The 21,316-nt window shown below is 58.7% G+C and carries 21 protein-coding genes; 10 read left to right on the forward strand and 11 right to left on the reverse strand.

Annotated elements, in window-relative coordinates; genetic code table 11:
* Positions 1-6 precede the first annotated feature (6 nt).
* Complete coding sequence (gene tyrS, locus HUS57_RS07385; RefSeq protein ID WP_173932203.1) at positions 7-1,260, reverse strand: tyrosine--tRNA ligase; 1,254 nt, start codon at positions 1,258-1,260, stop codon at positions 7-9.
* A gap of 51 nt (positions 1,261-1,311) precedes the next feature.
* Positions 1,312-1,986: an alpha/beta hydrolase gene (locus HUS57_RS07390; protein ID WP_173932204.1), complete on the reverse strand. Its 675-nt coding sequence runs from the start codon at positions 1,984-1,986 to the stop codon at positions 1,312-1,314.
* Positions 1,987-2,212: 226 nt separating this feature from the next.
* On the opposite strand from HUS57_RS07390, the gene HUS57_RS07395 reads away from it, so the two are divergent.
* The 10 genes from HUS57_RS07395 to HUS57_RS07440 all read left to right on the forward strand — a co-directional run bounded on the left by HUS57_RS07395 (position 2,213) and on the right by HUS57_RS07440 (position 14,083).
* Positions 2,213-3,373 carry a cysteine desulfurase family protein gene (locus HUS57_RS07395; RefSeq protein WP_173932205.1) on the forward strand — a complete coding sequence of 387 codons (1,161 nt, stop codon included), beginning with the start codon at positions 2,213-2,215 and terminating at the stop codon, positions 3,371-3,373.
* Between the two features lie 156 nt (positions 3,374-3,529).
* Positions 3,530-5,050, forward strand: a complete 1,521-nt coding sequence (gene sufB / locus HUS57_RS07400) for a Fe-S cluster assembly protein SufB (RefSeq protein WP_173932206.1) — start codon at positions 3,530-3,532, stop codon at positions 5,048-5,050.
* A gap of 30 nt (positions 5,051-5,080) precedes the next feature.
* Entirely contained in the window at positions 5,081-5,836 is a 756-nt protein-coding gene (sufC, locus tag HUS57_RS07405; RefSeq protein ID WP_173932207.1) for a Fe-S cluster assembly ATPase SufC, read from the forward strand.
* Between the two features lie 10 nt (positions 5,837-5,846).
* Complete coding sequence (gene sufD / locus HUS57_RS07410; RefSeq protein ID WP_173932208.1) at positions 5,847-7,112, forward strand: Fe-S cluster assembly protein SufD; 1,266 nt, start codon at positions 5,847-5,849, stop codon at positions 7,110-7,112.
* Between the two features lie 182 nt (positions 7,113-7,294).
* Positions 7,295-8,536: a cysteine desulfurase gene (locus HUS57_RS07415; RefSeq protein ID WP_173932209.1), complete on the forward strand. Its 1,242-nt coding sequence runs from the start codon at positions 7,295-7,297 to the stop codon at positions 8,534-8,536.
* Positions 8,537-8,540: 4 nt separating this feature from the next.
* Complete coding sequence (locus tag HUS57_RS07420; protein WP_173932210.1) at positions 8,541-8,924, forward strand: SUF system Fe-S cluster assembly protein; 384 nt, start codon at positions 8,541-8,543, stop codon at positions 8,922-8,924.
* Positions 8,925-9,012: 88 nt separating this feature from the next.
* Entirely contained in the window at positions 9,013-9,399 is a 387-nt protein-coding gene (gene sufA / locus HUS57_RS07425; protein ID WP_173932211.1) for a Fe-S cluster assembly scaffold SufA, read from the forward strand.
* A gap of 405 nt (positions 9,400-9,804) precedes the next feature.
* A complete protein-coding gene (locus HUS57_RS07430; protein ID WP_173932212.1) occupies positions 9,805-12,291 on the forward strand; it encodes a heavy metal translocating P-type ATPase in 2,487 nt (828 codons plus the stop codon).
* A 90-nt stretch (positions 12,292-12,381) separates the two neighbouring features.
* Positions 12,382-13,330, forward strand: a protein-coding gene (locus HUS57_RS07435) for an IS630 family transposase (protein WP_173931600.1) whose coding sequence is annotated in 2 segments (ribosomal slippage) — positions 12,382-12,717 and positions 12,719-13,330 — 948 coding nt in all. Because the reading frame shifts where the segments join, the coding sequence is not laid out codon by codon here.
* A 174-nt stretch (positions 13,331-13,504) separates the two neighbouring features.
* Positions 13,505-14,083 (forward strand): sigma-70 family RNA polymerase sigma factor, encoded by a 579-nt coding sequence (locus HUS57_RS07440; protein WP_173932213.1) that lies wholly within the window; start codon positions 13,505-13,507, stop codon positions 14,081-14,083.
* Positions 14,084-14,124: 41 nt separating this feature from the next.
* Here HUS57_RS07440 and radC read toward each other — a convergent pair whose 3' ends face one another.
* The 9 genes from radC to HUS57_RS07485 form a co-directional block, all read right to left on the reverse strand.
* Complete coding sequence (radC, locus tag HUS57_RS07445; RefSeq protein WP_173932214.1) at positions 14,125-14,889, reverse strand: DNA repair protein RadC; 765 nt, start codon at positions 14,887-14,889, stop codon at positions 14,125-14,127.
* Between the two features lie 28 nt (positions 14,890-14,917).
* Positions 14,918-15,745, reverse strand: coding sequence for a type I methionyl aminopeptidase (gene map, locus HUS57_RS07450; protein WP_173932360.1), 828 nt, complete (start codon positions 15,743-15,745; stop codon positions 14,918-14,920).
* Entirely contained in the window at positions 15,745-16,446 is a 702-nt protein-coding gene (sfsA, locus tag HUS57_RS07455) for a DNA/RNA nuclease SfsA (RefSeq protein ID WP_173932215.1), read from the reverse strand. The genes map and sfsA overlap by 1 nt, the downstream gene beginning before the upstream one ends.
* Before the next feature lie 12 nt (positions 16,447-16,458).
* Positions 16,459-17,070, reverse strand: coding sequence for a leucyl/phenylalanyl-tRNA--protein transferase (gene aat, locus HUS57_RS07460; protein WP_173932216.1), 612 nt, complete (start codon positions 17,068-17,070; stop codon positions 16,459-16,461).
* A 15-nt stretch (positions 17,071-17,085) separates the two neighbouring features.
* Positions 17,086-18,429, reverse strand: coding sequence for an acetyl-CoA carboxylase biotin carboxylase subunit (gene accC / locus HUS57_RS07465; RefSeq protein WP_173932217.1), 1,344 nt, complete (start codon positions 18,427-18,429; stop codon positions 17,086-17,088).
* 10 nt (positions 18,430-18,439) lie between these two features.
* Entirely contained in the window at positions 18,440-18,913 is a 474-nt protein-coding gene (accB, locus tag HUS57_RS07470; protein WP_173932218.1) for an acetyl-CoA carboxylase biotin carboxyl carrier protein, read from the reverse strand.
* A gap of 20 nt (positions 18,914-18,933) precedes the next feature.
* The gene (gene aroQ, locus HUS57_RS07475) at positions 18,934-19,368 is read right to left on the reverse strand and encodes a type II 3-dehydroquinate dehydratase (protein WP_173932219.1); all 435 of its coding nucleotides are present in this window, start codon (positions 19,366-19,368) and stop codon (positions 18,934-18,936) included.
* A gap of 147 nt (positions 19,369-19,515) precedes the next feature.
* On the reverse strand, positions 19,516-20,220 hold the full coding sequence (locus HUS57_RS07480) for a DsbA family protein (protein WP_246727792.1): 705 nt from the start codon (positions 20,218-20,220) through the stop codon (positions 19,516-19,518).
* Positions 20,221-20,359: 139 nt separating this feature from the next.
* On the reverse strand, positions 20,360-21,316 hold a 957-nt coding region (locus HUS57_RS07485), incomplete at its 5' end, for a M48 family metalloprotease (protein ID WP_173932221.1).

Raw genomic sequence — 21,316 nt, forward strand, 5'->3', positions numbered from 1 at the left:
GCCTCTTCACACAGGGCGCAACAGGACATGCTTCTTTCGTCCGAAGGAGATTTTCACGACACCTTCACCGGTAAGATCCCCTGCGCTGACCGTAGCACGCTCATCAGCAACGGGCTTGTCGTTGATGCGGATGGCGTTGTTGGCGATGGCGCGGCGTACCTCGCCATTGGTGGCGGCAAGCCCCGCCCGCACGACTGCCGACAGAACACCAATCCCATCCTCGATCTCGTGGCGGGGTATTTCGACGGTTGGAAGGCTTTCGGCCAGCGCGCCTTCCTCAAAGGTCTTGCGAGCCGTGTCCGCCGCGGCCTCGGCAGCGGCACGTCCATGCAGCATGGCTGTGACTTCCGTGGCGAGGATTTTCTTGGCTTCGTTGATCTCTGCGCCGCCCAACGCTTCCAGCCTTGCTATCTCGTCCATGGGCAGGGTGGTGTAAAGCTTCAGGAAGCGGCCTACATCGGCATCTTCGCTGTTGCGCCAATATTGCCAGAAATCGTACGGGCTCATCATCTCAGGATCGAGCCACACGGCACCCGATGCCGTCTTCCCCATCTTGGCTCCGGAAGCGGTGGCCAGCAATGGCGAGGTCAGTGCGCAGAGCGTTACATCCTCCATGCGCCGCCCAAGTTCGATACCGTTGACGATATTGCCCCATTGATCGGAGCCGCCCATCTGCAGCCGGCAGCCATAGCGGCGGTAAAGCTCCACAAAATCATAGGCCTGGAGGATCATGTAATTGAACTCCAGGAAGGACAACGACTGCTCCCGCTCAAGCCTGAGCTTTACGGATTCAAACGAGAGCATCCGGTTGACCGAGAAATGCCGTCCGACGTCCCGCAGGAAGGATACGTAATTGAGGTCGAGCAGCCAATCCGCATTATTGACCATGATCGCGTCCGTCGACCCTTCGCCGAAGGACAGATAAGGTTCGAAATTGCGCTTGATGCCAGCAAGGTTCTCCGCAATCGCTTCCTCTGTCAGAAGTTTACGAGCCTCATCCTTGAACGAAGGATCTCCGATCATCGAGGTGCCGCCGCCCATGAGCGCGATGGGCCGATGGCCGGTTTTCTGCAGCCAGTGCAGCATCATGATCTGGATGAGAGAGCCTGCATGCAGGCTCCTGGCGGTAGCGTCGAAACCGATATAAGCGGTCACGATCTCTCGGGAGAAAAGTTCGTCAAGGCCCGGCGCATCAGAGATCTGGTGGATGAAGCCGCGCTCGGAAAGAACACGCAGGAAATCGGACTTGAACTCGTGCATTATCGGATCCAGATGAGAAAACTTGGGAGCGCGTTGCGCATCGGGCTGCGCTTAGCGCAGCCTCTTTGGCCGGGGTTCGGAAAGCTCGCCCCTCAACCTGGCGTCCAGATAACCCGCGCACTCCTGAATAAGCTGATCCGTTGCATTAGAATAGAAGTGGTTTGCGCCGGGTATCGTCTTCTGCGTGATTGTAATTCCCTTCTGCGATTGCAGCTTGTCGACCAGCGTTTGAACGTCGGCCGGAGGCGCTACTCGGTCCGCCTCGCCGTGGATGATGAGTCCGGAGGAAGGGCAGGGAGCAAGGAACGAGAAGTCATAGATGTTGGGCTGGGGTGAAATGGAGATAAACCCCTCGATCTCTGGCCGGCGCATGAGCAACTGCATTCCAATCCACGCGCCGAAGGAGTAGCCAGCCACCCAGCAGCTCTTCGAATCGGGATGCAGTGATTGCACCCAGTCCAGAGCCGCCGCCGCATCGGACAGCTCGCCCGTGCCGTGATCGAAAGTACCCTGGCTGCGCCCGATGCCGCGGAAATTGAAGCGGAGGGCGGTAAAGCCTCTACTCTGGAACATGTAGAAAAGATCGTAGATGATCTTGTTGTTCATCGTACCGCCGAATTGCGGATGCGGATGCAGGATGAGCGCGATGGGCGCGTTCTTTTCTTTGGAAGGCTGATAGCGGCCTTCCAGACGACCGGCCGGACCGGTAAATATGACCTCTGGCATTTGTACTCCAACGGCCGACGGCGAGACCGGCGCCTGACAAAGCAGGAAAAAGCGGGTCTTGACGCGACGCCTGGGCCTCCATAGAAGCTAGTTTAGAACTTTTCAAAACTGGGTGGCGAGAAACGCTACCCTGAGAGCCGGTAAATAGGATGGCTCACCTAGAAAATTCAAGGAAATAACGTCGCGGCCGCCATATTTATGGCGCCGGGGCATCGATGGAACGGATATGCCGGACGAACGCATCTATCTCGACTATAACGCCACGGCTCCGCTTTTGCCGGAAGCGCGGCGTGCCGTCGTGGATGCGCTTGAAGCCGCCAACCCGTCCTCAGTACATGCTGAAGGGCGTGCCGCGCGCAAGATTATCGAGGATGCCCGGCGAGCCGTGGCTACGCTCGTGAACGGCAGACCGGAGCATGTGGTGTTCACCTCCAGCGCTACCGAGGCCGCTGCAATGCTGCTTTCGCCCGACTGGACGATGGGCCGGGCGCCGCTCCGCTTTGCGCGCCTTTATGTTTCGCAGACCGACCATCCCTGTATCCTCTCCGGTGGACGTTTTCCGGAGAAGGATGTGCAAAGGATCGGCGTGGACTCGGATGGACGCCTCGATCTAGACGCCTTCCAGCAAGCGCTTGAAGAACATGACGCGACGCAGGGATTGCCTCTTGTCGCCTTGCATCTGGCCAATAACGAAACTGGCGTTGTTCAGGATTTCGAAGTGATAGGTCGTCTGGCGAAAGCGGCCGGGGCGGTTGTCATTCTCGATGCCGTCCAGGCTTCTGGGCGAGTTCCTTTAGACATATCCACCGGATACGCGGATTTTCTGATCCTTTCCTCTCATAAGATCGGGGGCCCTAAGGGCGCTGGTGCCGTGGTGGGGGCGGGGGACCTGATGATGCCTCTGCCTTTGATCAGGGGTGGCGGACAGGAACGCAGCCACCGGGCGGGGACGGAGAGTGTCCCAGCTATCGCCGGCTTCGGCGCTGCTGCGCGGGAAGCAGTGGCGGGTCTTATGCGGATGGAGGAGATCGCCGGGATGCGAGACCGGCTGGAAGAATGCGTGAAGAAGCTCGTGCCCGATGCAATCATCTATGGCGCGAATGCTCCGCGCTTGCCGAATACATCCTTTTTCGCGATTCCCGGCATGAAGGCGGAAACCGCCCAGATCGCCTTTGATCTGGAGGGCATAGCCTTGTCCGCCGGCTCGGCCTGCTCGTCGGGCAAGGTAGGCCCTAGCCATGTTCTGAAAGCAATGGGCTTTGGGGAGGAAGCTGGGGCGCTGCGGGTTTCGATCGGGCTTCAGACCAGAGGTGAGGAGATTGATGCCTTCGCGGCCGCCCTTGAACGTATAGTCGCAAGGCGCAAGGAGAAGATTGCAGCGGCCTAGTTCCACCGCCGCACGCTTTGCAGATATAAAAATGGAGTAAGGGAGACATATTTTCGCGGAGGCGGATGAATCGGGTGGCGGCGCTTACTACATAAGGGGCGCTAGTCAGAGTCTGAAACTGCCGGATCTTGACTTCGGCGTGTATGGAGAAAGCTGATGCCTGCGGTGCAGGAAACGATTGATCAGGTCCGAAAGATCGATGTGGACCAGTATAAATACGGGTTCGAGACGATCATTGAGACGGAGAAAGCTCCCAAGGGTTTGAATGAGGAGATCATCCGTTTCATCTCCGGAAAAAAGAACGAGCCGGAATGGATGACCGAGTGGCGGCTTGCCGCCTACAGGAGATGGCTGACCATGGAGGAGCCGAGCTGGGCTCGCGTCGCCTATCCCAAGATCGACTTTCAGGACCTCCATTATTATGCCGCGCCGAAGAACCAGGCCGGCCCCAGGTCGCTCGATGAGGTTGACCCGGAACTGCTGCGCACTTACGAAAAGCTCGGCATTCCCCTTAGGGAGCAGGAAATCCTTGCCGGCGTGCGCAAGGTCGGCGAGCCGAGCTCTCTTGAGGGCGAGGCGGACAATGTCTACCAATCCGGCCGGGTGGCGGTGGATGCGGTCTTCGACTCGATCTCGGTCATTACGACCTTCAAGGAAGAGCTTGCCAAGGCAGGTGTCATTTTCTGCTCCATCTCGGAGGCTATCCGAGAGCACCCCGAGCTTGTTCGCAAGTATCTCGGCTCTGTCGTTCCGCAGACCGACAATTTCTACGCCACGCTGAACTCGGCTGTCTTTACCGATGGCTCTTTCGTCTATGTGCCCAAGGGCGTCCGCTGCCCGATGGAGCTCTCCACCTATTTCCGCATCAATGAGCGGAATACGGGTCAGTTCGAGCGTACTCTCATCATCGCCGATGAAGGCTCCTACGTTTCCTATCTGGAGGGTTGCACCGCGCCACAACGTGATGAAAACCAGCTCCATGCCGCCGTGGTCGAGCTGATCGCGCTCGATGATGCGGAGATCAAATATTCAACGGTGCAGAACTGGTATCCGGGCGATACAGAAGGCAAGGGCGGCATCTACAACTTCGTGACGAAGCGCGGCGACTGCCGCGGGAAGAATTCCAAGATTTCCTGGACGCAGGTCGAGACCGGTTCAGCGATTACCTGGAAATACCCTTCCTGTTTGCTGCGCGGCGATAATTCGCGTGGGGAGTTTTACTCCATTGCTGTCTCGAATGGGTACCAGCAGATCGATTCAGGCACGAAGATGATCCATCTGGGCAAGAACACGTCGAGCCGGATCATTTCCAAGGGGATTTCTGCCGGCAGGTCGAGCAACACCTATCGCGGTCAGGTTTCGATCCATCGCAAGGCTGAGAACGCGCGCAATTTTACAAATTGTGACTCACTTCTGATCGGTAATGACTGCGGTGCGCACACCGTCCCGTATATCGAGACGAAAAACTCGACGGCACAGGTGGAGCACGAGGCGACAACCTCGAAGATATCCGAGGACCAGAAGTTCTACGTGATGCAGCGCGGCATTCCGGAGGAGGAGGCGATCGCGCTGATCGTCAACGGCTTCGTCAAGGATGTCATCCAGGAGTTGCCGATGGAATTCGCCGTTGAGGCGCAGAAACTCATCAATATCAGCCTTGAAGGCTCGGTCGGCTAAGCCGGCGCAATCAGTTTGGGGTTATACGTTATGCTGGAAATCAAGAACCTTCACGCACGCATTGCCGAAGACGGAACGGAGATCCTGCGCGGCGTCAATCTCACCGTAAAGGCGGGCGAGGTGGCTGCAATCATGGGGCCGAACGGTTCGGGCAAGTCTACCCTTTCTTATGTGCTGGCCGGTCGCGAAGACTATGAGGTGACCGAGGGCGACATTCTTTTCAACGGCGAGTCGATCCTCGAGATGGACCCTGCCGAGCGCGCCGCGGCGGGGATCTTCCTCGCCTTTCAGTATCCGATGGAAATACCGGGTGTTGCGACCATGGAGTTCCTGAAGGTCGCTATGAATGCCCAGCGCAAGGTCCGCGGAGAAGACGAACTGAAGATCCCGGAGCTGATGAAGCGTGTCCGCGCCGCAGCCGACGAGTTGCAGATGGACATGAGCATGTTGAAGCGGCCGCTTAATGTCGGCTTCTCCGGCGGCGAGAAAAAGCGAGCGGAAATTCTCCAGATGAAGCTCCTGGAGCCGAAGCTCTGCGTGCTAGACGAAACTGATTCCGGCCTGGACATCGACGCACTCAAGGTTGTCGCTGACGGGGTGAATGCGCTGCGCTCGCCCGACAGGGCGGTGCTTGTTATTACGCACTACCAGCGCCTGCTTGAGCATATCGTGCCCGATACGGTCCATGTGCTCTATCGTGGTCGCGTCGCGACCTCGGGGAGCAAGGAACTGGCCCTGGAGCTTGAAAGAGACGGATATGCCGGCCTGGTAGGCGAGGCCGCTTGAGGGGGTGACGATGAATATGCACATGCAGACAACGCGCACCCCGGCCGAAGAAGCGCTACTGGAGGCGTTCTCGAAGCTCTCTACGGGGTTGCCGGGCAATGGCCCGGTTGCAGAAAAGCGCCAGGAGGCGGTGGAACTCCTGCGCAAGGGCTTGCCTACACGCAAGGTGGAAGCGTGGCACTATACGGATCTTCGCAGGCTGCTTTCCCGGTTGCCTGATCTGGAGGCGACGGCCGCCGTTACGGCTCGCGCATCAATCCTGCCAGACTCTGTGGTGCTTTCGGTGTTGAATGGCCGCGCTGATGCGCCGGAGGAAATCGAAGGTATTACCGCGGCAACGTCCGCGCAGAAGCTTGCCGACGGCACTGCCGCGGCGTTGCTGGGCTTTGAAGCTTCCGACGACACGGTTTCCGCCATCAACTCGGCTTTCGCGGCCGACGGCTTCATGCTCGACATTCCGGCGGGAACGGAAGTAAGCCGGCCGATCGAGTTGCAGAACCTTCACGCCGGTGGACAAACGCACACCCGCTTTGCCGTCAAAGTAGGCGCCGGCGCGACCGCCACCATCGTCGAGCGTCATTCCGGCGAGGGCGAGGCGTTCGTATCGTCAGTCAGCCATCTTGACGTTGCTGACAATGCCAATGTCAACTGGATCATCGTTCAGGACCAGCCGGAAAGCGTATCTCATCTGGGTCGTATCAATGTGAATATCGGCCAGCACGCGAAGGTGGGATTGTTCGTAATGAATGCTGGCGGCAAGCTTGTGCGGCAGGAATTGCGGATTGTGGCTGCCGGTGAATATTCGGAGTTGCGGCTGCGGGGCATCAATCTGCTGGCAGGGCAGTCCCATTGCGACGTAACAATGGTGCTCGACCACGCTGCACCGCATACGACCTCTACCGAGCTCTTCCGCAACGTAGTGACGGGCCGGGCTGAGGGCGCGTTCCAGGGCCAGATCCGCGTAGCACGCGAGGCCCAGAAGACGGACGCCAAGATGGCGTGCAACACGCTGCTTCTTTCAGACGAGGGCGGCTTCTCATCCAAGCCGGAACTGGAGATCTTCGCCGATGACGTGGCGTGCGGCCACGGAGCGACGGTGACGGATATCGAGAAGGATCATTTGTTCTACCTGATGGCCCGCGGCATAGATGAGAAGACGGCCCGAGGGCTTCTGGTGAAGGCTTTCCTGGCGGAAGTGATCGAGGAGTTGGAGGACGAGTCGATCGTCGATGCGCTGGAGACCAAGCTGGATGCGTGGTTCGCCGCACATGGATGAGGCACGACGTTACTCGTCGCCTTTGCAGGCAGCTAATCGGACACCGTTTTCCGGCCGGAACTGGGAACAGACAAAGGCATAGATCATCCAGCCTTTCGATGATGTCCTGAAATGATCTAGCCGGCAGGAAGCGGAAGAAGCGGCAGTGGTGGCGCCCGAAGGGTGCTGGAAGTGGAACGAAGATGGACCAGAAGCTCAAAACCAGCACCTATGATGTCGAAGCCATCCGCCGCGACTTTCCTATCCTGGCGCGCGAGGTCCATGGGCGGCCGCTCGTCTATCTTGATAGTGCTGCCTCCGCGCAGAAGCCGCAGCCAGTTATAGACGCTGTCTCGCATGCCTATGCCTATGAGTACGCAAATGTCCATCGCGGCTTGCACTTTCTCTCTAATGCTGCGACGGAAGTATATGAAAATGCGAGAGAAATCGTTCGCAAGTTCCTTAATGCCGCAAGTCTCGAGCAGGTCGTCTTCACCAAGTCCGCCACGGAAGCCATCAACACGGTAGCCTTTGGCTATGCCATGCCGAGGATCAGCGAGGGCGATGAGATTGTGCTTTCCATCATGGAGCACCACTCCAATATCGTGCCGTGGCATTTTCTTCGCGAGCGGCAGGGTGCCAAGCTTGTCTGGGCTCCGGTAGACGACGAGGGCAGCTTCGATATTGAGGCGTTCAAGAAGTGTCTGAACGAGCGCACGAAGCTCGTCGCCATTACGCATATGTCGAACGTTCTGGGAACGGTGACGCCCATCGCTGAAATTGTCCGGATTGCTCATGAGCGGGGCATTCCCGTTCTTGTCGATGGCAGCCAGGGTGCGGTGCACCTGCCGGTGGACGTGCAGGCGCTGGGATGCGATTTTTATGTTTGCACGGGCCACAAGCTCTACGGTCCCTCCGGTATTGGGGTGCTTTATGGCAAGCGCGAGCGGCTGGAAGAAATGCGTCCGTTCCAGGGTGGCGGCGAAATGATCGAGGACGTGACGCTCGACAACGTCACCTATAACGATCCGCCACATCGCTTCGAGGCGGGTACCCCTCCCATCGTACAGGCGATTGGGCTTGGCGCAGCGCTGGAATATATGTGCAGCATCGGCCGCGAGGTCATTGCCGCGCATGAAGCGGATGTTTCGGCATACGCGCATGAGAGGTTGGGGCAGATCAAGTCGCTGCGCATTTTCGGTACCGCGCCGGGGAAGGGAGCTATAGTTTCTTTCGAGCTTGCCGGCATCCACGCGCATGACGTGGCCATGGTTATCGACCGGGCAGGCATAGCGGTGCGCGCAGGGACCCATTGCGCGCAGCCATTGCTCAAACACTTCGGGGTGACCTCGACATGCCGCGCCTCATTCGCCATGTATAATACGAGGGCGGAGGTGGATGCGCTTGCTGAGGCGCTTGAGAAGGCGCGCAAATTCTTCGGGTGACGAAATGAGTGAAACCGCAGATAAGCACGAGATACAGGCAAGGGACGAAACGTCATCGGCGTCTGCGATCCCGGCCGATGAGATTGCGCGCATGTCAGACGACATTATCGGCGCGCTCAAGACGGTCTATGATCCGGAGATACCCGTAGACATCTATGAACTCGGTCTGATCTACAGGATCGACATCGAGGATGACCGATCGGTGAAGATTGACATGACGCTAACTGCCCCTGGCTGCCCAGTGGCGGGCGAGATGCCCGGCTGGGTGCAGAACGCCGTTAGCGCGGTCGAGGGTGTAAGCAATGTCGAGGTCAACATGGTCTTCGATCCGCCATGGACGCCGGACCGCATGTCGGAGGAGGCGCAGGTTGCACTCGGATGGTACTAGTAAAGCCCACCCTTGCCAGATCGCCTTTTACGAACCATCTTGATAGCAACCGCGAGAACTTGGACCTCGGCGGTAATTGGAGAGATTGATGGGCCGATTTCAGGTGATTACCCTTACCGATGCAGCGGCTGCACGCGTTCGCGAAATCATGGACACTCGTGAAGGCGCTCGCGGCGTGCGTGTAGGTATCAAGAAGGGTGGTTGCGCAGGCATGGAATATTCGGTGAATCTGGTCACGAAGCCGGATCCCAAGGATGATCATATCGAGCACAACGGTGCTCATGTCTATGTAGCGCCTGAAGCGGCGCTGTTTCTTCTAGGCACCGAGATGGATTTTGAGGTGAGCCGGCTTCGCACAGGATTCGTCTTCAACAATCCCAACCAGAGTTCAGCCTGTGGTTGTGGCGAATCGGTAGAATTGAAGCCGGCAGACCTCAAGGCGCTCGCTGAAGCTCGCGCGCAAGGCGCGGCGTAATTTGCGAAAAGACGGGTGGTCGAGAGGATAGGGATAGCGCTGTGTGCGCTTTCCATCTACAGAACGCGAGATCCGTAGCCAAGACCGCGCGATCCTCCAGCCGGGATGAAAGCCGGATGCGCGGTGAAGACGTCTGGCTACCGCGACTTGGGACAGGAACAGCAGCCTAGCCGATCCGCTAAGGATATACCGACGAGAATGTTCGTCGTTTTGTTAGCTGCAAAAGGCAGCCGCAGCGTGCCTATATGATCGTTGGCTTCCACTCGTTGGCGCTCCATATCCTTTGACTTGCCTCAATGTGAGGGGCGTCATCTGGTACGTCCGGCTCCGGATGTGCGGTTCCGCTTGACCTTCCAGTTACTGGAAACCCTATCTCCAGCCCGTCGAATAGTTTCGGATCGGAAGATGAGACAGCAAGAACATAGCCCCGATTATTGCTCGCATTCGGATTTCCAGGCTGCGGAGATCGTGCGCGATCCAGTTTGTGGGATGATCGTCGATCCCTCCCAATCCAGGCTGAGGGCGGATTATGGCGGCCACCACTATCATTTCTGCAGCCAGTCCTGCCGGGATCGCTTCACGGCCGATCCTGAAGCCTATCTGAGGGCTGAGGATCCCGTGTGCGGGATGCAGGTCGATCGTGCTCACGCGCAACATTTCCATCGTCATGAGGGCAGGGGCTTCTACTTCTGCTCCGCCGGCTGTGAGCAGAAGTTCAAGGCGGATCCGGAACGCTATCTAAGCGGCAGGCACAAGCCGGAACCCATGCCGGAAGGCACGAAATATACCTGTCCCATGCATCCGGAAATCATCAGCGACGAGCCGGAAAGTTGTCCGCTTTGCGGCATGGCACTGGAGCCGATGGGCGTTCCAACCGGTGATGAGGGGCCGAACCCGGAGTTGGTGGATTTTACCAAGCGCTTCTGGGTGAGCGCTCTGCTCGCGATCCCACTTCTTGTCATAGCGATGGGCCCGATGCTTGGCCTGCCGGTCCGTGAATGGTTGGGGGAGCGGGTAGCAAACTGGATCGAGCTCGCGCTGGCGACCCCAGTTGTATTGTGGGCGGCAAAGCCCTTCTTCCATCGCGGCTGGCAGACCATCGTCAATCGCACCCCGAATATGTGGACGCTGATCGCCATCGGCGTCGGGGCAGCTTATGGCTACAGCCTGGTGGCCACGCTTTTTCCGGACGTGTTCCCCGCTTCGTTCCGCACCCATGATGGCGCGGTGCCAGTCTACTTCGAATCAGCGGCCGTAATCGTCGCACTGGTCTTCCTGGGTCAGGTATTGGAGCTTCAGGCCCGCGCTCGCACAGGCTCGGCAATCCGGGCGCTGCTCGATCTGTCGCCGAAGATTGCACGCAGAATCGAAATCAACGGCAAAGAAAATGACGTGCCGCTGGAAGACGTGCATGTTGGCGACAGCCTGCGCATCCGTCCGGGTGAAGCCGTTCCGGTTGACGGCGTAGTGGTAGAGGGCCGCTCCCTGCTCGATGAATCCATGATTACCGGCGAGCCTGTTCCTGTGGAGAAACAAGCAGGCGACACGGTTACAGGCGGTACGCTCAACAAGAACGGCACGCTGATCATGCGCGCCGAGAAGGTTGGAAGCGACACGATGCTGGCGCGGATCGTTGAAATGGTCGCGGCAGCGCAGCGCTCCAGGGCTCCGATCCAAGGGCTGGCGGACCGGGTCTCGGCATGGTTCGTGCCGACGGTGGTGATCGTCGCGATCCTGGCCTTTGTCATCTGGGCGATCTTCGGTCCCGAACCAAGCATGATCTACGCGATCGTTTCGGCAGTGTCCGTGCTCATCATCGCCTGCCCTTGTGCGCTGGGCCTTGCCACGCCGATGTCGATCATGACCGCGACCGGAAGAGGCGCGCAGGGAGGTGTGCTCATCCGTGATGCGGAGGCACTGGAGCGTTTTGCTCATGTCGACACGCTGGTGGTGGACAAGACCGGCACGCTTACCGAGGGGCGGCCGAAACTGACGGACGTGGTGGCGATCGAAGGAACCGATCGAAACAAACTTCTGTTGCTTGCCGCAAGCCTTGAGCGTGGGTCAGAGCATCCGTTGGCAGAGGCCATTGTGGAGGGAGCTGAAGCAGAGGGGCTGAAACTCGCCACGACCGAAGCGTTTGAGTCCCTGACCGGAAAAGGCGTTGCCGGCACGGCGTCAGGCCACCGGATTGCACTTGGCAATGCAGCCATGATGAATGACCGGAGCATCGATTTATCGGCCCTTGCGGACGATGCTGCACGGCTTCAGGCAGCCGGAAAAACGGCAATGTTCGTTGCCATAGACGGGCGACTTGCCGGTATCGTCGCGGTCTCCGATCCGATCAAGGCGGCGGCAAAGGAAGCGATCGGGGAGCTGCACGCGCTGGGGCTGAAGATCATCATGGCGACGGGCGACAATAAGCGCACCGCGCATGCGGTGGCTAAGATCCTTGGCATTGATGAGGTTCGCGCGGACGTTCTGCCGGAAGAGAAAAAGGCGCTCATCGATGAGTTGCATGCGCAGGGAGCGAAGGTCGCAATGGCCGGAGATGGCATAAACGACGCGCCGGCACTGGCGGCCGCTGACGTTGGCATTGCCATGGGTACGGGTGCGGATGTGGCCCTTGAAAGCGCAGGAATAACGCTCGTGAAGGGCAATCTTTCCGGCCTCGTGCGCGCCCGGAAGCTGGCCAAGGCGACGATCCGCAATATCAAGCAGAACCTCTTTTTTGCCTTCGTCTACAACGCGGCTGGAGTGCCAATCGCAGCCGGTTTGCTCTATCCCGTTTTCGGTGTGCTACTGTCACCAATGATTGCTGCGGCGGCAATGAGCCTGTCCTCTGTGTCGGTCATCGCGAATGCGCTGAGATTGAGGAATTTGAAGCTTTAGAGCGGTTCATTCTTTGTCTGAATCGGTTGGGGTTCCCATCGGGTCCTTTTTGTGATTCAAGATGTTGGCTGGAGAGGAGGCCAGCATCTTATGACAGCACCTCTTTCCAATGATCTTCGCAAGCGCGTGATTGGAGCGATCGAGGCCGGGGAGAGTTGCCGGTCGACGGCCGCCCGGTTCGGTGTCTCGGTTTCTTCGGTGGTGAAGTGGCATCAACGTTATCGTGCGACGGGCTCGGTCGCGCCGGGCAAGATGGGCGGCCACCGAAAGCGGGTGCTCGAGCCGCACCGGGCGTTCATCGTCGAGCGCATCAATCAGGTGCCGCATTTGTCGCTGCACCGGCTCAAGGATGAACTGGCTGCGCGCGGGGTGAAGGTGTCGCACAATGCCGTGTGGCAGTTTCTGCAGCGCGAGGGGCTTCGGTTCAAAAAAAACACTGTTCGCCCTTGAGCAGGCGCGGGCCGACATAGCGCGCAGGCGTCAGCGCTGGCGTTCCTTTCAGGCGAGCCTTGACCCGCACCGGCTGGTTTTTATCGACGAAACCTGGATCAAGACCAACATGGCGCCCCTGCGCGGCTGGGGACCACGCGGCAAGCGCCTGCGCGGCTTTGCCCCGCACGGTCACTGGCGCACGCTGACCTTCGTGGGCGCGCTGCGCTGCGATGGGCTGACAGCACCTTGCGTCTTTGACGGACCAATCAACGGACAGTGCTTCCGGGCCTATGTTGAGCAGCAGCTCGTGCCGGTCCTCAAACCCGGCGACATCGTCGTTATGGACAATTTGGGTTCCCACAAGTCGGCCACCGTCCGAGCTTCAATCCGGGCGGCCGGCGCCAGGCTCTGGTTCCTGCCGCCCTATTCACCAGACCTCAACCCGATCGAACAGGCCTTTGCCAAGATCAAGCACTGGATGCGCCATGCCCAGAAACGAACCGTCGAGGACACATGGCGTCACATCGGGCACCTCGTCTCAACCATCGAACCCGGCGAATGCGCAAACTACCTCGCAAACGCCGGATACGCTTCCGTCAAAACATGAAAGACTCTAGAAAGAAGCGGGCCGCGAAGGGAAAAGGCCGGAACGGGATCTGTTCCGGCCTTTTTTATTGCTTGATCTCTTGGGGCACCGGCAATGTAAGTTGGAACTCCGGACGCCATCGCGCATTAACCACCGGAACGACGCAAGCCGACTCTTACGATAAAGGATTTCGGAATGGCAACGTCCCGCCATGTGAGACATAGCGCTCCGAAAAATCCGGGCTCCGAGATCGTCGACCTGATACCCGCGCTGCGAGCCTTCGCGCGCACTTTCTATCGGGATGCCAGCGACGCCGATGATCTGGTGCAGGAAACCCTTACCAAAGGACTCTCACATCTGCACCAGTTCGAAGCCGGGACCAGTATGAAGTCCTGGCTTTTTACTATCATGCGCAACACCTTCTACACCAAGATCAAGGTGGCCAAACGGGAGGCGCCGGGTTCAGCCGATTGTGTTTCTGCACGGCCCGTCGTGAACGCCACCCAGGAATGGTCCGCGCGCGGTCTGGAGATCCATAACGCGATCCAGCGCTTGCCGGAACAGCAGCGCGAGGTCATGATGCTTATCGGAGTTCTTGGCATGAGCTACGAGGAAGCTGCCACGATCTGTAATTGCGCCATCGGCACGATCAAGAGCCGATTAAACCGAGCAAGGTTGCGGCTTTTGGCGGAACTGGGTGAACAATCCGGCGTGTCTGCAGTGGAAAGAGCCGAGACAAGCCCGGGGAGCGATAGCGGCATATTTTACGCTTAGGCTAACCGGCTCTCCCTTGAGCGCTGCTTTCGCGGCGTGTCTTAGATGAGCTTCATGCCCTTCATGCTGACATGGCCATTCTTCCCAATGATGATGTGATCGTGGACGAGAATACCTAACGGTTGTGCCGTCGCCATTATTGTTTTCGTCATCTCTATATCGGCGCGTGACGGCGAGGGATCGCCCGAAGGATGGTTGTGGACGAGGATGATCGCGCTTGCGGCAAGCTCCAGTGCACGGCGGACCACCTCGCGCGGATATACAGGTGTGTGGTCAACCGTTCCTGTCTGCTGGCATTCGTCTTCAATAAGGGCGTTCTTCTTATCCAGAAAAAGGATGCGGAACTGCTCCCGGTCTTCATAGGCCATCACTGCACGGCAATAATCAAGCACCTGTGTCCAGGAAGATAAGACATGTCGTCCACGGATCTCGCTTTTCAACATGCGTTGCGTCAGGGCAGCCACGAGTTTGATATCGCGCGCCGCCGTTTCTCCGATGCCGGGAATTTCCCGAAGCCGATTCTCGGATGCGCCAAGGACCTCGCTGATGGAACCGAAACGCTGCAGTAACATCTTTGCCGGAGCCTTGGTGTCGGCGCGCGGGACTGAGCGGAAGAGGAGCATTTCCAGAAGCTCGTAATCGGCAAGCGCCTCCGGGCCGGCCTCGTCGAAACGCTGGCGCAGGCGGGCGCGATGCCCTTCATGAAGCTTTTTGGCAGCACTTTTGTGAAGTCTTACCGGATTTCGCTCAGCCGCCGCCGGGAGCACGCTTTCAGTCAGAAAGCCACGCTCGTTTTCATTCCCCATTTAACCCCCCTAAAAGTCTCGACGAAGTTTACGAGACCAAGCCGGGCCGGTCGAGCCCCGCAGGCGACAATGTGAAGATCTCGCATCCGTCCTCTGTCACGCCGACAGTGTGCTCATATTGCGCGGAAAGAGAACGGTCGCGGGTCACGGCGGTCCAACCGTCCGACAGGACTTTCACATGCGGTCGGCCGAGATTGATCATCGGTTCAATGGTGAAGATCATTCCGGGCTTCATCTCCACGCCTTCATTCGCTGTTCCATAATGGAGAATGTTGGGCGCATCGTGGAAGAGGTATCCCACCCCATGACCGCAGAAATCACGCACGACCGAGCAGCGGTGGCTTTCGGCGTAGGTCTGGATGGCCGCGCCGATGGCGCCCGTGCGCGCGCCCGGTTTCACGGCCTCCACGCCCCGGACAAGGCAGTCATAGGTGACTTCGAGAAGCCTTTCGGCCGCCCGTTTTATCCTGCCGACCGGGTACATGCGGCTTGAATCCCCATGCCAGCCGTCCAGCACATAGGTCACGTCGATGTTGAGAATGTCCCCTTCGCGCAGCGGCTTGTCGTCGGGGATGCCGTGGCACACCACATGGTTGATGGATGTGCAGCTCGATTTCGTATATCCGCGATAGTTGAGCGTGGCAGGAATGGCGCCACTGTCCATGCCGTATTCGAAGACGAAACGGTCAATCGCGTTTGTCGTCACGCCGGGTTTAACGAAGGTGGCAAGTTCGTCAAGGCACTGCGCAGTAAGGCGGCACGCCCTGCGCATTCCTTCGAAAGCTTCCTCTCCGTAGAGGCGGATCTGGCCAGTGTTGCGGAGGGGAGCGGTATCCGCGTCGAGATAGGTGACCATCAGCATTCCATGTCTATCATGCGATCAGGCACGATCGCTTCGGTACTGATTTGGCACCCTATCACGAAAGCTTCAACCCCTGCGCGTTTTGCACGCATGAAAGCAGCCGCATAGGACGCGTCGAGATCGGCGCAGAGACGGAATCGCGTGCAATCTCCACGTTGTACAACATAGATCATGATCGCGCGGGCGCCTGCTGCCCGCATGGCGGCGAGTTCCTCTAGATGACGGGCGCCGCGCACCGTCACCGTATCGGGAAATTCCGCCAGGCCCCGCTCCCGCATGTAGTGGACGTTCTTCACTTCGACATAGGCGGGAGGGCGCTCGGGATGTTGGAGCAGAAAATCGATGCGCGAACGCTCTCCATACTTCTGCTCAGGCTTGATGGTGGGGTAGGAAGCAAGATCGTCGATGAGCCCGGCACGAATGGCCTCGGCAGCGAGCCTGTTCGGCAGGCCCGTATTGATTCCCACCATTGTTCCGTCCGCTTCGACGATTTCCAGCGTATAAGCATACTTCCTTTTGGGATTGTCCGATCGGGACAGAAAGACTCGCGAGCCCGGGGCCGTCAATCCTAGCATCGATCCTGTATTCGGAACGGAAACGGTGATTTCCGTTCCATCATGAAGAATCACGTCAGCCAGAAAGCGCTTGTAGCGGCGCACGAGTCGCGCCTCCGTCAGGGGCAAGGGAAATTTCATTGACAGAACTCTTTAGAACTTCGCGCTTCCTTCCAGCGCGTCGGCCAGAAGCTGTTCATAGCGCCTGCGCGGCACATCGATGGCGCCGAAGTGCTTCAGATGCGGGGTGGTGAACTGCGTGTCCAGAAGTGTAAAGCCCCGTTCGATCAGATGCTCCACCAGATGGACAAGGCATATCTTCGAGGCATTGGGCTCTCGTGTAAACATGCTTTCGCCGAAGAAAGCGCGTCCCAGACTTACGCCATAGAGCCCGCCGCATAGCCGGCCCTCGCGCCAGGCTTCCACCGAGTGGCAATAGCCACGCTCGTAAAGAGCCGTATAGGCCTCGCGGATTGTCTCGTTGATCCACGTTTCCTGCCGGTCCGGCGAAGGCTCCGCGCAAGCGGCTATGACGGCTGGAAAGTCAAAATCGTAGCGGATCTCATAGGGATTCCGCCGCAGCAGCTTCCTCAGGCTTCGCGGTATGTGGAATTCTTCCAGCGGAATAACGCCTCGTATCTCCGGGCGAACCCAGAAGACCTCCGGATCATCAGCCCGTTCTGCCATGGGGAACACGCCAGTGGCGTAAGCACGCAGCAACAGCTCGGGTGAGATGCGAAAACCCGGTGCAAGAGGCCGCGTCATGGCCCCACCCGCACCTTACTGGCTTTCAGCGAGGTGGTTCTCCAGCCAGTGGATATCATAATCGCCATTCGCCACATCGACATTTTCAACCAGGTCGCGAAAAAGCGGTAAGGTGGAATTGATGCCGTCTACAACGAACTCGTCAAGCGCGCGCCTCAACCGCATCATGCATTCAACACGGTTTCTGCCATGCACGATCAGCTTGCCGATGAGGCTATCGTAGTAAGGCGGGATACGGTAGCCTGTATAAGCAGCCGAATCGACGCGTACGCCGAGGCCGCCTGGCGTGTGATAATGCGTAATTGTTCCGGGTGAGGGGACAAAGGTTTTGGGGTCCTCGGCATTGATGCGGCATTCGATTGCGTGTCCGAGAAAACGCACCTCCTCCTGTTTCAGCGAAAGACCGCTCCCAGAGGCAACGCGAATCTGCTCGTGTACCAGGTCGATACCGGTAATCGCTTCCGTTACCGGATGCTCGACCTGCAGGCGGGTGTTCATTTCGATGAAGTAGAATTCGCCGTTCTCATAGAGGAACTCAACCGTACCGGCACCGGAATAGCCCAGATCGGCCATAGCCCGGGAAACCGTTTCGCCGATTTGCATGCGTTGTTCAACGTTGAGCGCAGGGGAGGTTGCTTCTTCCCACACCTTCTGGTGACGCCGCTGCAAGGAGCAGTCGCGCTCGCCAAGGTGAACGGCGTTTCCTTGGCCGTCTCCCACGACCTGAACCTCGATGTGGCGCGGCTTTTCGAGATATTTCTCGATATAGACGGCATCGTCGCCGAAGGCGGCGCCTGCTTCCGTGCGCGCTGTCGAAAGAGCTTGCGAAAGCTCTGCCTCGGAACGGGCCACCTTCATCCCGCGCCCCCCACCGCCGGCGGAGGCCTTGATCAGCACCGGATAGCCGATCTCCGCGGCGATGCGCTTTGCCTCGCCGTCCTCGCGCACAGCTCCTTCCGAACCGGGCACCACGGGTATTCCCAGCTTCTTGGCAGTGCGTTTGGCCTCGATCTTGTCGCCCATAACGCGGATATGCTCAGCAGAAGGCCCGATAAAGGTGATGTTGTGCGCAGCTAGTATGTCGGCAAATTTCGCATTTTCTGCAAGAAAGCCGTAGCCTGGGTGAATGGCATCCGCTCCGGTGATCTCGCAGGCAGCGACAATCTGGTGAATGTTCAGATAGCTCTCCCGGGATGCGGGCGGGCCGATGCACACGCTTTCGTCAGCAAGCCGCACATGCATTGCATCAGCATCGGCAGTGGAATGGACCGCCACCGTCTTGATGCCAAGTTCCTTGCAGGCGCGGAGAATCCTGAGCGCAATCTCGCCGCGGTTGGCGATGAGGATCTTCTGGAACATCTGGGCCAGCCTATTCTATAACAACAAGTGGCTCGCCATATTCCACGGGCTGCGCATCCTCGACAAGAATTGCCTTGACGACCCCGGCGCGAGGCGAGGGGATCTGGTTCATGGTCTTCATTGCCTCGATGATGAGCAATGTCTGCCCTTTTTCGACCGTCTGCCCGACGTCGATGAAAGGTTGGGCACCCGGTGCCGGTGCCCGGTAGGCGGTGCCCACCATGGGCGAGGGCACCGCGTTCCTGGCAATATCGAGTGCCTGCTGCGGGGCTTCTTCTGCCTCGCTCATTGCGGGGCTGGACGCTAAAGCAGCGGGCTGTAGCGCCATAGTAGGCACCGAAGCATGCATAACCGGTGCCTGACGCGCGACGCGAATGCGCAGGTCATCCGCCTCGACCTCAATTTCGTTGAGGCCGGTCTCCTCAAGGATAGCCGCCAGATCGCGGATCAACTGCTGGTCAACACCGTTCTTCTTCGCTGACATATCCTTGTCCTGCCTTGCCTTCAAAGCTGTACCAGCGCCTGAAGCGCCAGCGTATATCCCTTGGCCCCGAGGCCGCATATCATACCCCGTGCCACAGGTGCTATCATTGATTGATGCCGAAATGGCTCCCGTGCGTAAATGTTCGACAGATGCACTTCAATGACGGGCAGCGGCGCCGCAGCGCGAATGGCATCATGTAAAGCGATTGATGTGTGTCCATATGCGCCCGGATTGATAATAACGCCGGAGGATGCTTCCGCGGCCTCCTGTATCCAGTCTACCAGCATGCCCTCGTGATTCGTTTGCCGGAACTCGATGCTAATGCCGCTATTCCGGGCAAATTGGCGACAGTCATTCTCGATCTCGCCGAGGGTCGTACCGCCATAGATGCCTGGTTCGCGCTTGCCCAGCATATTTAGGTTTGGTCCGTTCAGAATAAACACCGGCTTCGTCATGACCCTACCCGCCTGCTGCGATCCGCAGCCTTATAGTAGGGATGGATGCTGGCGGAAAGGGCAGAGCCTGAACTTCCCCTACGATAAGTGCTTGCTGACAGTGGATGGTGGAGCTTTCCATATAGATAGTCACCGGCACGAAGATGGTCACTGGCGTGCTACGGCAATTTTCTCGCTCAGTACGTCCCTGCCCATCGCTCCAAAAATTACCTCGTTGCCCACAACGTAGGACGGCGTGCCGGTGATCTGCAGCCGGTCCGCCAGTTCATAGGTTTGAGCTATGATGCGTTGAATTTGCGGGTTCTGCATTTCAGCGCGCAGTGCGCTCTCGTCAATGCCTAGTTCCAGCGCCAGATTGATCGCGGTGGCTTCAGTGGCACGGCCGTTTGCGCTTAACAGACGCCGGTGAAATTCAGCGTACTTCTCCGGCATGAGATTGCGGAAGGCCATGGAGACGACATGAGCCTGTTGAGAATCGGGGCCTAGAATGGGAAATTCCTTAAGCACGAAGCGAAGATTGCTGTCATTGGCAACCAGCTCCTCCATATCGCTGAGGGCCCGCTTGCAGAAGCCGCAATTGTAGTCGAAGAACTCGACCACGGTGATGTCGCCTTCCGGGTTGCCGATTACCCCGTCATGCACGCTGTTGAAGATTTCGCCTGCGGATTCGGTAATGGCCTGCCGTGTGGCTTGGAGCTGCTGCTCGCGCATCCTGCTTTCCAGCGCCGTCTGCATCTCCATCAGGATCTCCGGATTGGCGAGCAGATAATCGCGAACGATACCTTCCACCTGCGACCGCGACAGCGGCTTGCCTTCATTATGCTCTTCGGCCGCTAGATTGGCAGGTCCCATGACAGCCTGAAAGACAACCCCGGAAACGGCGAGCGTCGCTGTTGCGGCCGTTGCCAGGAGAATTCTTTTCATTGCGGGTTCCTTTCAGGTTGTTGCGGCTGGTGCCACCAGCGCCGATGCCATAGCCCGGTCGGACGCGTCATTGCCTGCCAGGCGCTCGGTAATTGATGATGTCCTGCGCGCGCAGCCACTCCGGTGAGCCCTGCCGGAACTTCTGCTGCGCCCGCGCTGCGAACGACTTTGCCTCACGATACTGCCCGGCGTGGAAGTTTCCTTCTGCGGTTGCAAGCTCGGCTGCACCGATTTCACCAAGCTGCCCGTAAGCCTGGGCGAGGAAGCGATAGCCGGAAACATATTCAGGTTCGCGGGAAAGTCCTGCTTTCAACTCGCTCGCCGCCTTGCGTATCAGATCGGGAGCACCCGTCGCAAGCAGCGCTTGTCCATGGCCGATCTGCAGAATACCAGAAGGCGAGGGAGCCAGGGAGATTGCTTTGGCATACGCATTCGCGGCCTCCCGCGGCTTGTTTGCCTTGATGAGAACTTCTCCGCGAAGTTCATGGAAATAGGGATTGCTGGGCTGCATGGCAATCAGCCGGTCGACTTTGGCGAGCGCATCGCGTGGGCTACCCTGGAGATAGGTCGAGATAGCGTCGGCATAAAGAGCCGGCAGGCCTTGCGGATCGTTGCGGAAGATGCGTGCTGCAGCGTTCCGCCCGCCCGTATAGGCCGCGATCTTGGCGCGCATCAGGTCGTGCCGCAGCCGAAGCTCCGGAGGATCTGCTCGATCTGCAAAGCGGCTGTTTTCGACGAGCGCCTTAAGATTTGCAATGCGTTCCCGCGGCATAGGATGGCTGATCTGGTACGGATCGACATTGATCCCGGCAAGCGCCACATCGCGCCCCAGCCGCTCGAAGGTCCGCAGCATCCCGCGACCCGACTGCCCTGTTCGTTCCAAATAGGCGATCGCGGAACGGTCCGCAGTCACTTCCTCAGTACGCTGATAGCCAAGCAGGCTGCGCCGAGCGACTTCCGCCCCGCCCATGGCGATGCCAGCGCCGGCCTGGGCCAGACCACCTGCATCCGTGGCGGCCCCGGC

The sequence above is a fragment of the Chelativorans sp. Marseille-P2723 genome, assembly GCF_902809845.1.
GTDB lineage: Bacteria > Pseudomonadota > Alphaproteobacteria > Rhizobiales > Rhizobiaceae > Chelativorans.

What these genes read in the sequence shown, in the direction of transcription:
- tyrS (WP_173932203.1), bottom strand. Translation starts at nt 1,260, where the DNA reads ATGCACGAGTTCAAGTCCGATTTCCTGCGTGTTCTTTCCGAGCGCGGC.
- HUS57_RS07390 (WP_173932204.1), bottom strand. Translation starts at nt 1,986, where the DNA reads ATGCCAGAGGTCATATTTACCGGTCCGGCCGGTCGTCTGGAAGGCCGC.
- HUS57_RS07395 (WP_173932205.1), top strand. Translation starts at nt 2,213, where the DNA reads ATGCCGGACGAACGCATCTATCTCGACTATAACGCCACGGCTCCGCTT.
- sufB (WP_173932206.1), top strand. Translation starts at nt 3,530, where the DNA reads ATGCCTGCGGTGCAGGAAACGATTGATCAGGTCCGAAAGATCGATGTG.
- sufC (WP_173932207.1), top strand. Translation starts at nt 5,081, where the DNA reads ATGCTGGAAATCAAGAACCTTCACGCACGCATTGCCGAAGACGGAACG.
- sufD (WP_173932208.1), top strand. Translation starts at nt 5,847, where the DNA reads ATGAATATGCACATGCAGACAACGCGCACCCCGGCCGAAGAAGCGCTA.
- HUS57_RS07415 (WP_173932209.1), top strand. Translation starts at nt 7,295, where the DNA reads ATGGACCAGAAGCTCAAAACCAGCACCTATGATGTCGAAGCCATCCGC.
- HUS57_RS07420 (WP_173932210.1), top strand. Translation starts at nt 8,541, where the DNA reads ATGAGTGAAACCGCAGATAAGCACGAGATACAGGCAAGGGACGAAACG.
- sufA (WP_173932211.1), top strand. Translation starts at nt 9,013, where the DNA reads ATGGGCCGATTTCAGGTGATTACCCTTACCGATGCAGCGGCTGCACGC.
- HUS57_RS07430 (WP_173932212.1), top strand. Translation starts at nt 9,805, where the DNA reads ATGAGACAGCAAGAACATAGCCCCGATTATTGCTCGCATTCGGATTTC.
- HUS57_RS07440 (WP_173932213.1), top strand. Translation starts at nt 13,505, where the DNA reads ATGGCAACGTCCCGCCATGTGAGACATAGCGCTCCGAAAAATCCGGGC.
- radC (WP_173932214.1), bottom strand. Translation starts at nt 14,889, where the DNA reads ATGGGGAATGAAAACGAGCGTGGCTTTCTGACTGAAAGCGTGCTCCCG.
- map (WP_173932360.1), bottom strand. Translation starts at nt 15,745, where the DNA reads ATGGTCACCTATCTCGACGCGGATACCGCTCCCCTCCGCAACACTGGC.
- sfsA (WP_173932215.1), bottom strand. Translation starts at nt 16,446, where the DNA reads ATGAAATTTCCCTTGCCCCTGACGGAGGCGCGACTCGTGCGCCGCTAC.
- aat (WP_173932216.1), bottom strand. Translation starts at nt 17,070, where the DNA reads ATGACGCGGCCTCTTGCACCGGGTTTTCGCATCTCACCCGAGCTGTTG.
- accC (WP_173932217.1), bottom strand. Translation starts at nt 18,429, where the DNA reads ATGTTCCAGAAGATCCTCATCGCCAACCGCGGCGAGATTGCGCTCAGG.
- accB (WP_173932218.1), bottom strand. Translation starts at nt 18,913, where the DNA reads ATGTCAGCGAAGAAGAACGGTGTTGACCAGCAGTTGATCCGCGATCTG.
- aroQ (WP_173932219.1), bottom strand. Translation starts at nt 19,368, where the DNA reads ATGACGAAGCCGGTGTTTATTCTGAACGGACCAAACCTAAATATGCTG.
- HUS57_RS07480 (WP_246727792.1), bottom strand. Translation starts at nt 20,220, where the DNA reads ATGGGACCTGCCAATCTAGCGGCCGAAGAGCATAATGAAGGCAAGCCG.